An 8,556-nucleotide genomic window follows, 5' to 3' on the forward strand; every position below is an offset into this window, starting at 1 on the left:
AGCTCGCTCGATCAGGCGGGGCCGATGGCGCGCGATGTTCGCGACTGCGCGATCATGCTCGAAAATATGGCGGGCTTCGATCCGAAGGATGCGACCAGCCTCGACCTGCCCGTGCCCAATTGGGAAGCGGCCTTGTCGAGCGATCTCAAAGGCAAGAAGGTCGGCATTCCTAGGGAATATCGCCTCGAGGGCATCGATCCCGAGATCGACGCAATGTGGGACGCCGGCATCGCGATGCTGAAGGATGCGGGGGCCGAGGTCGTCGAGATCAGCCTGCCGCACACCAAATATGCGCTGCCGACCTATTATATCATCGCGCCGGCCGAAGCCTCGTCGAACCTCGCGCGCTATGACGGCGTGCGCTATGGTTTGCGCGATCTGCCGCAGGGAGCGGGCTTGCAGGACATGTATGCCGCGACGCGTGCCGACGGCTTCGGTCCCGAGGTCAAGCGTCGCATCATGATCGGCACCTATGTGCTGTCGGCGGGCTTCTATGACGCCTATTATACGCAGGCGCAAAAGGTGCGCACGCTGATCTCGCGTGACTTTAGCGCGGCGTTCGAGACGTGCGACGTGATCCTCGCGCCGACCGCGCCGTCGGCGGCGTTCGGGCTGGGCGAAAAGACCGCCGATCCGCTGGCGATGTATCTGAACGACGTGTTTGCGGTGCCCGCAAGCCTTGCGGGGCTGCCCGCGATGTCGGTCCCCGCCGCGCTCAACCGTGAAGGGCTGCCGCTGGGGCTGCAGATCATCGGCAAGGCGTTCGACGAGCAGGGCGTGCTCAACGCCGGGCTGGCCATTGAAGAGCGAGCGGGCTTTACGGCGCGGGCGGAGAAGTGGTGGTGATTTAGCGGTGTGCTCCCGCGAAGGCGGGAGCCCAGAGCGGCCTAGTGCTGCCCCGCACTGGATCCCCGCCTTCGCGGGGATACAAGAAGGAACGAAGATGTCTGACTATCGCATCAAGGGCGAAACCGGCGAGTGGGAGGTTGTGATCGGCCTCGAGGTCCATGCGCAGGTCACCTCCAACGCCAAGCTGTTCTCGGGCGCCGCGACCGCGTTCGGGGCCGAGCCGAACACGCAGGTGAGCCTCGTCGACGCGGCCATGCCCGGCATGCTGCCGGTGCCGAACCGCGAGTGCATCCGTCAGGCGGTGCGCACCGGCATGGCGATCGACGCGCAGATCAACAAATGGTCGCGCTTCGACCGCAAGAATTATTTCTACGCCGACCTGCCGCAGGGTTACCAGATTTCGCAGCTCTATCATCCGCTTGTCGGCGAAGGTTCGCTGACGATCGAGGCCGATGAGAAGGCCGGAATCGCCGCCGACAAGGTGATCGGGATCGAGCGCATCCACGTCGAGCAGGATGCCGGCAAGCTGATGCACGACCAGCATCCGACGATGTCCTTCGTCGATCTGAACCGTTCGGGCGTCGCGCTGATGGAGATCGTGTCGAAGCCCGACATGCGCTCGCCCGCGGAAGCCGGCGCCTATGTCCGCAAGCTGCGCGCGATCCTGCGCTATGTCGGCTCGTGCGACGGCAATATGGAAGAAGGCTCGATGCGCGCCGACGTGAACGTCAGCGTGCGCAAACCCGGCGACGAATTCGGCACGCGCACCGAGACGAAGAATGTGAACTCCGTGCGCTTCGTCATGCAGACGATCGAATACGAAGCGAAGCGCCAGGTCGAAGTGCTGGAGGCCGGCGGTACGGTCGATCAGGAAACGCGCCTCTTCAACCCCGACACGGGGACGACGCGCACAATGCGGTCGAAGGAAGACGCGCACGACTATCGCTATTTCCCCGACCCCGACCTGTTGCCGCTCGAACTCGACGATGCGTTCCTCGCCGAGTGTCGCGACAGCCTGCCCGAACTGCCCGATGCCAAGCGCGCGCGCTATCTGGGGCTGGGTATTTCGGCCTATAACGCCGACGTGCTGACCGCCGAGGTCGAAAATGCGCGCTGGTTCGACGCGCTGCTCGAAACCGGCGCCGAGCCCAAGGCGGCGGCGAACTGGGTGACGAGCGAGCTGTTCGGTGCGCTCAACCGGCTCGGCAAGGACATCGGCGATTGCCCGGTGACCCCGGCGCAGGCGGGCGAACTGCTCGGCCTGGTTGCCGATGGCACAATCTCGGGCACGATCGCGAAGCAGGTGTTCGAAAAAATGCTCGAAACCGGCGACGGCGCTGCCGCGATCGTCGATCGCGAGGGCCTCAAGCAGACGAGCGACACGGGCGCGATCGAGGCCGAAATCGCCAAGGTTCTTGCCGCCAATGCCGACAAGGTCGAGCAGTATAAGGGCGGCAAGGAAGCGCTGTTCGGCTTCTTCGTCGGTCAGACGATGAAGGCGATGCAGGGCAAGGCGAACCCGCAGGTCGTGAACGAGCTGCTGAAAAAGGCGCTGTACTGAAGGCGCTGGCGATGTTGGTAGGGGAGGGCGACCACCCTTAGTCGGCTGACGCCTTCCACACCGTCCGGCCTTCCTTCACCGTTTCCAGCACCCTGATGTCCTTGATGGCATCGACCGGCGTAGTCAGTGGGTTCTTGTCGAGGATCACGAAGTCGGCGAGCAGCCCGGCCTTTATACGGCCCTTGCGATTCTCCTCGAACACCTGCCACGCGGGGCCGGTCGTAAGCGCCTGCAATCCTGCATAGGCGTCAAGTCGCTGGTCGGCGCCGCTGACGACGCCGGTGGGCGAGACGCGCGCCATCGACGTCCAGAGCATGAAGCGCGTGTCGAGCGGGGTTACGCTGAAATCGCTGTGGTTCGACGCGATGAGGCCCGCCTCGCGCGCGGCGCGGAAGGGGCTGATGAAATCGACCACTTCCTTCGGGAAATTGCTGCGGTGGACGTCGCCCCAATACCATGTGTGATTTGAAAAATAGGCGGGGCCTACTCCGATGCGGGCGTAGGCGGGCAATTGGTCGGGGCGCTGGAACTGCGAGTGGATGACGATCGGGCGGCGATCGTCGGCGGCCTTGATCCCCAGCGCATCGAAGCCCTTGATCGCCATATCGATCGCGGCGTCGCCATTGGCGTGGACGAATATCTGCCAGCCGCGGTCGTTGACCTTGCGAGCCAGCGTGTCGAACTCTTCCTGGCTGACGATCGGCTGCCCGTGCCATGGGTGGTCGCCGCTCGGGCTGCCGCGTTCGTAATCGCGCGTGAAATAGGCGGTCCGCGCCTGCGGGCTGCCGTCGAGGATGAATTTCACCCCTTCGATCTTCACATGGTCCTGATAGGTGCGAAATTGAATGTCGGGTTTCGCCAGCAGCGCGTCGAGACTGGTGTAGATCGGCAGCAGCGCAAGATCGATCTTGAGCCGCGCGCGGGCCGCGTCGCTGGTGAAAAAGCCCAGGTCTGCGGGCGAGGTCGCGCCGTCCTGCGCATGGGTATAGCCTTCGGCGAAATAGCGCGCTTGTGCCGCATCGAGCATCGCGAGCTTCTGTTCCGCCGTCGGCTGCGGCATCGCGGGCAGCATCTGGTACATCGCCTTTTCGAGCAGCACGCCGTTCAGCCGTCCGGCGTCGTCGCGCAGCATCAGTCCGCCCGGCGGCGGCTGGCTTGCATCCGACAGCCCCGCCGCGGCGAGTGCCGCGCTGTTCGCGACGAGCCCGTGGAGCGAGATGTGCAGCAGGACGATCTTGTGATCGGGCGATACCGCGTCGAGCTCGGCGCGGGTGATATGACGCCGCTCTTTCAGCGCTTCGTCATTATATTGCCAGACGACGACCCAGCCGCCCTTCGGAATGGCGCGCCGCGCGATGAAATCGCGGACCACGCCTTGCAGGCTGGCGATGTCGGTGACGGGCGGCAGCGACTTGTCCCACAGGTCGAGCCCGCCCGCCATCTGGAGCGCGACGGCGAAATGCGAATGGGCATCGACGAAGCCCGGCAGCATTGTCGCGCCGGCAAGATCGTGGATCAGGGCATCCTTGCCGGCGGCCCGGCGCGCGCCCTTTTCATCGCCGACGAAAATTATCTTGCCGTCGCTGGCGACGACTGCCTTGGCCAGATGCGGCGTGTCGCCGTCCATCGTGACGATCGGTCCGCCGCGATAGATGGTCGGACGATCCTGTGCGCTGGCCGACTGTGTGGCCAGCGCGGCAAAAAGGGCTAACGCCCCGATGATCTTTTTCATATCCCTCTCTCCCGCCGCCTTCTTGGCGGCGGGGAAGGGGAACGGTCAAGCGCTTAGCAAGCTAAATGTGCTGCGGCGGTGCTTCGTCGGGCCCGCGGCCAGGCTCATCGATATCGCCGCCGCCGGGGCTTCCGGGTATTTCCTGCGGCTGCCCCGCGGGGTCCTCGTGCGGCGTCGGCTGCACCGGTCGTTCGGGCGGCGACTGCGGCTCGATGACATCGGGCTTGGGCTTGGGAAGGGGGTCGGGCAGGCTATTGGTGCCGCTGGTCATGATCGTCTCCTCAGACTCGATCAACCTATAGCCGTCTTCATCGTTCCGCTCACGGAATATCGCGGCCTTCCGCCCTTGCCCTCGGCCACGCGTCTGCTATAGCCCCGCCCGGCCCGCACGGGCGTGCGCGGCACAGCGCATGGATTCGTGCACCCGGCCGACAGCTCATGCGGGCGTGGCGGAATTGGTAGACGCGCTGGTTTTAGGTACCAGTATCGCAAGATGTGGGGGTTCGAGTCCCTTCGCCCGCACCATGTCCGCAAGAGCGAGGTCGGATAGAAGAACCCAGCTTTCGGGCCGGGTTTGCGATAAGAGATTTTGAGCAAGGATAAGACCAAGGCAATGAAGACCGTCGAAACGCTGAACGAAGGCCTGAAGCGCGAATATCGCCTGACCATCACCGCGAAGGACATCGACGCGCGCGTCGATGACGAAGTCAAGGCGATCGCGCCGACCGTGCGCATGCCCGGCTTCCGCCCCGGCAAGGTGCCGCCGAACCTGATCCGCAAGATGCACGGCGAGGCGCTGTCGGCCGACGCACTGAACAAGGCGATCGACGCCGGCGTGCGCGATCTGATGACGAAGGAAAAGCTTCGTCCGGCGCTGCAGCCCGCCGTGAGCCTGGAAGACGGCTATGAGCGCGGCAAGGATGCCGAACTGACGGTTGCGCTCGAAGTGCTGCCCGAAATCGAAGCGCCGTCGATCGACGGGCTGAAGCTCGAACGCCTGACCGTCGCGGCCGACGATGCTGCCGTCATGGCCAAGATCGAGGAATTTGCGGCGCAGATGAAGCGCTTCGAAGATGCGCCCAAGACGAAGAAGGCCGCGACCGGCGATCAGGTTATCATCGACTTCGCCGGCAGCGTCGATGGCGTCGCTTTCGACGGCGGCACCGGCGAGGACATGGCGGTCGAAATCGGTTCGGGCCAACTCATCCCGGGCTTCGAGGATCAGCTCGTCGGCGTGAAGGTCGGCGACGAAAAGACCGTCAAGGTCAGCTTCCCCGACGAGTATCCGGTCGAAAATCTGAAGGGCAAGCCCGCCGAATTCGCCGTGACGGTGAAGGAAGTGAAGGTTCCGGCCAAGACCGCGATCGACGACGAGTTCGCCAAGTCGCTCGGTCTCGAGAGCCTCGACAAGCTCAAGGAGCTGATGCAGGGCCAGGTCGAACAGGAACTCAACGGCCTGACGCGCACCTATATGAAGCGCAAGCTGCTCGACCAGCTCGCCGCGAGCCACGATTTCGACGTGCCCCCGACGATGGTCGAAGCCGAGTTCGGCCAGATCTGGCAGCAGCTCGAACATGAAGCGAGCCACGAAGCCGATCCCGAAGCGGCGAAGGCCGAACTCGAAAAGGATCGCGACGAATATCGCAGCATCGCGGTGCGCCGCGTCCGCCTTGGCCTGCTCCTCTCGGAGATCGGTCAGGCGCATGGCGTGCAGGTCAGCGCGCAGGAGATGCAGCGTCTGGTCATGCAGGCGGCGCAGCAATATCGCCCCGAAGACCGCCAGCGCTTCGTCGAATATGTCCAGCAGGACGCGCTCGCCGCGGCGCAGCTTCGCGCTCCGCTGTACGAGGACAAGGTCGTCGACTTCCTGTTTGAAAAGGCGGAAATCAGCGATCGCGAAGTGACCCGCGAAGAGCTGGAAGCCGCGATCGAAGCCGATGACGATCATGTCCATGGTCCGGGCTGTGGCCACGACCATGATCATGACGCCAAGCCTGCCAAGAAGGCTGCCGCGAAAAAGCCGGCTGCCAAGAAGGAAGCGGTGAAGGACGAAGCCAAGGCCGAGAAGGCCGAAGCTCCGGCCAAGAAGGCCCCGGCGAAGAAGGCAGCAGCCAAGACCGACGCCGAGGAAAAGCCGGCAGCCGCCAAGAAGGCGCCCGCCAAAAAGGCCGCGGCGAAGAAATAAGCCCGACATCAGGCGAACAAAAAGGCCGGGCGGCGTTTCTCTGCCCGGCCTTTTTTGTGTCTGGGGGATTCGAATGATATCGGCGACGCCAGCGCGTGCGGGGCGATCATTCTTTGGCGGCGTTCCCGAAGGACCTCATCGGCGCGTCAGGCTCCACCAATGTCAGATCACATCCATATTGTAACAATGCCAGCTGAAGATGGCGGCGGCGCCGCGGTGAGGACGCCACGCCTCACCGATTTCGCGGACACGCTTCTCGCTCGGGCGTGCGTCGAGCCGAAGGATGCGGCCAACGGCTTCCTGCACCGCAAGGTCGCCGGCAGGCCAGATGTCGGGGCGCCCTTCGGCAAAGAGAAGATAGATTTCGGCCGACCAGCGTCCGATGCCCTTGACCTTGGTCAGCAGCGCGATCGCCTCTTCATCGTCGGCGGGGAGGGCGGCGAAGTCGAGTTCGCCATCGAGTACGAGCTGCGCCAGACTTTTGGCATAGCCCTGTTTTTGCGCCGACAGGCCGCAGGCACGAAGGGCATCGAACTCCGCGGCCGCCATCACCTCGGCGGGGCAACCCGCCCCGAAACCCGCTTCCAGCTTGTTCCAGATCGAGGTTGCCGCTGCGACGCTGACCTGCTGGCCGACGATGGTACGGAGCAACGTCGTATAGCCGGGCTCACGGATGCGCGGTTCGGGATAGCCGGCATTGCCCAGCGCGCGGGCAAAATTCGGCTCGCGCGCCGCAAGCGCATCGATCCCGGCGTTCAATTGCTCCTGCGACAGCCCCATCGATATTCTCCTTTTGTTCCGACTGCCGTCATTAGCAACGCTTGATTTGCCACGCAACGCACGACATAGCCCAGCCGAATCGAAACTATGGGGACGAGCATGGCCAAGCTGATTGTCGTGACGCGCGACGGAACCGAACATGAAATCGAAGGCGATACCAGCCTGACCGTGATGGAAAATATCCGCGACGCCGGTTTCGACGAACTGCTCGCGCTGTGCGGCGGCTGCTGCTCGTGCGCGACCTGCCACGTCCATGTCGAGGCGGGCGACGCCGCGGCGCTTCCGGCGATGAGCGAGGACGAGAATGATCTGCTCGATTCGACCAGCGACCGCGACGACACCTCGCGCCTGTCGTGCCAGATTCCGTTCAGCGACGCGCTCGACGGGCTGAAGGTGCGGATCGCCGCCGAGGATTGATTCCATTCGTCATCCCGGCAAAGGCCGGGATCTCGACGGTTCAGCTATAACGCGAAGTTGAGGCCCCGGCCTTCGCCGGGGTGACTGCTCATGGGCTCAGCCTCCAGCCGTCGCGACCGCGTAGAGCGCGATCGCCGCAGCGTTCGAGATGTTGAGGCTCTCCATCCGCGGCGAGATGGGGAGCTTTGCCAGCACGTCGCAGTGCTCCATGACATTGTGCCGCATACCGTCGCCTTCGGACCCTAGCACCAGCGCGACCTTGCTGCCGTCAAGCGTGTCGCCCAGCGTCGTTTCGGTGTCGCCGGTCAGTCCGATTCGCCAATATTGCGCTTCGGCGATTTCCTCGAGCGCCCGCGACAGATTGACGACGCGCACCCACGGCACGGTTTCGAGCGCGCCCGATGCCGAGCGGGCGATCACGCCGCTTTCAGGCGGGCTGTGGCGGTCCTGCGTAACGATCGCCGCGGCGTCGAAGGCCGCGGCGGAGCGCAGCACGGCGCCGATATTGTGCGGATCGGTCACCTGGTCGAGGACGACGATCGGCCGCTTGCTCTCAGCATCGACTTCGTCCTGTAACAGATCGCCGAGATAGATTTCGTCGAGCGGATCGACCTCGATCACCAAGCCCTGATGTGGGGCATCGCGCGCGACGAGCCGCGCCAAGTCGGCAACGTCGGCAAAACTGATGGGAACAACCGGCGGCAAATCGAGCTGGCCGAGCGCTTCGCGCGTCCCCCAGATTCGCTTGACGCGACGTTCGGGGTTGGCGAGCGCGGCCAGAACGGCGTGGCGTCCCCAGAAACGGACGCCCTGACCGCGCGGAGTCTGCCCCTGCGGGCGGCGATGACGGGAAAATTGTCTCATAGCGGCGGCCTTTCCCATGACTGCCATTGACAGGCAAGACTCCTTTCGCCATTGGACCGCTTCCCAACGCGGACCCCATGGACAGGTGGCCGAGTGGTTAAAGGCAGCAGACTGTAAATCTGCCCGGGTTTCCCGTACGCTGGTTCGAATCCAGCCCTGTCCACCACC

General features: G+C 64.2%; 8 protein-coding genes and 2 tRNA genes. 6 read left to right on the forward strand and 4 right to left on the reverse strand.

Features of this window, described 5'->3' with window-relative positions; all coding sequences use genetic code 11:
* The coding region (locus ABS88_RS20665; RefSeq protein ID WP_286750457.1) for an amidase family protein at positions 1 to 846 on the forward strand (846 nt) is incomplete at its 5' end.
* 97 nt (positions 847 to 943) lie between these two features.
* Positions 944 to 2,410, forward strand: a complete 1,467-nt coding sequence (gene gatB, locus ABS88_RS20670) for an Asp-tRNA(Asn)/Glu-tRNA(Gln) amidotransferase subunit GatB (RefSeq protein ID WP_286750458.1) — start codon at positions 944 to 946, stop codon at positions 2,408 to 2,410.
* Positions 2,411 to 2,447: 37 nt separating this feature from the next.
* Here the strand turns inward: gatB and ABS88_RS20675 are convergent, their stop codons facing one another.
* Positions 2,448 to 4,142 (reverse strand): amidohydrolase, encoded by a 1,695-nt coding sequence (locus tag ABS88_RS20675; protein WP_286750459.1) that lies wholly within the window; start codon positions 4,140 to 4,142, stop codon positions 2,448 to 2,450.
* Between the two features lie 61 nt (positions 4,143 to 4,203).
* Positions 4,204 to 4,413 (reverse strand): hypothetical protein, encoded by a 210-nt coding sequence (locus ABS88_RS20680; protein ID WP_058811888.1) that lies wholly within the window; start codon positions 4,411 to 4,413, stop codon positions 4,204 to 4,206.
* A gap of 169 nt (positions 4,414 to 4,582) precedes the next feature.
* Between ABS88_RS20680 and ABS88_RS20685 the strand changes: the two genes are divergently transcribed.
* Both ABS88_RS20685 and tig read left to right on the forward strand, forming a co-directional pair.
* Positions 4,583 to 4,667, forward strand: a tRNA-Leu gene (locus ABS88_RS20685).
* 88 nt (positions 4,668 to 4,755) lie between these two features.
* Positions 4,756 to 6,327: a trigger factor gene (gene tig / locus ABS88_RS20690; protein WP_286750460.1), complete on the forward strand. Its 1,572-nt coding sequence runs from the start codon at positions 4,756 to 4,758 to the stop codon at positions 6,325 to 6,327.
* Between the two features lie 162 nt (positions 6,328 to 6,489).
* Here tig and ABS88_RS20695 read toward each other — a convergent pair whose 3' ends face one another.
* Positions 6,490 to 7,107 carry a DNA-3-methyladenine glycosylase family protein gene (locus ABS88_RS20695; RefSeq protein WP_003043574.1) on the reverse strand — a complete coding sequence of 206 codons (618 nt, stop codon included), beginning with the start codon at positions 7,105 to 7,107 and terminating at the stop codon, positions 6,490 to 6,492.
* A gap of 99 nt (positions 7,108 to 7,206) precedes the next feature.
* Between ABS88_RS20695 and ABS88_RS20700 the strand changes: the two genes are divergently transcribed.
* Complete coding sequence (locus ABS88_RS20700; RefSeq protein WP_003043571.1) at positions 7,207 to 7,524, forward strand: 2Fe-2S iron-sulfur cluster-binding protein; 318 nt, start codon at positions 7,207 to 7,209, stop codon at positions 7,522 to 7,524.
* A 96-nt stretch (positions 7,525 to 7,620) separates the two neighbouring features.
* Here the strand turns inward: ABS88_RS20700 and rlmB are convergent, their stop codons facing one another.
* Positions 7,621 to 8,388 carry a 23S rRNA (guanosine(2251)-2'-O)-methyltransferase RlmB gene (gene rlmB, locus ABS88_RS20705; RefSeq protein WP_286750461.1) on the reverse strand — a complete coding sequence of 256 codons (768 nt, stop codon included), beginning with the start codon at positions 8,386 to 8,388 and terminating at the stop codon, positions 7,621 to 7,623.
* 79 nt (positions 8,389 to 8,467) lie between these two features.
* Here rlmB and ABS88_RS20710 point away from each other — a divergent pair.
* Positions 8,468 to 8,554 (forward strand) — tRNA-Tyr (locus ABS88_RS20710).
* The last annotated feature ends 2 nt before the right edge of the window (positions 8,555 to 8,556 follow it).

Source organism: Sphingopyxis sp. SCN 67-31, from assembly GCF_001725095.1.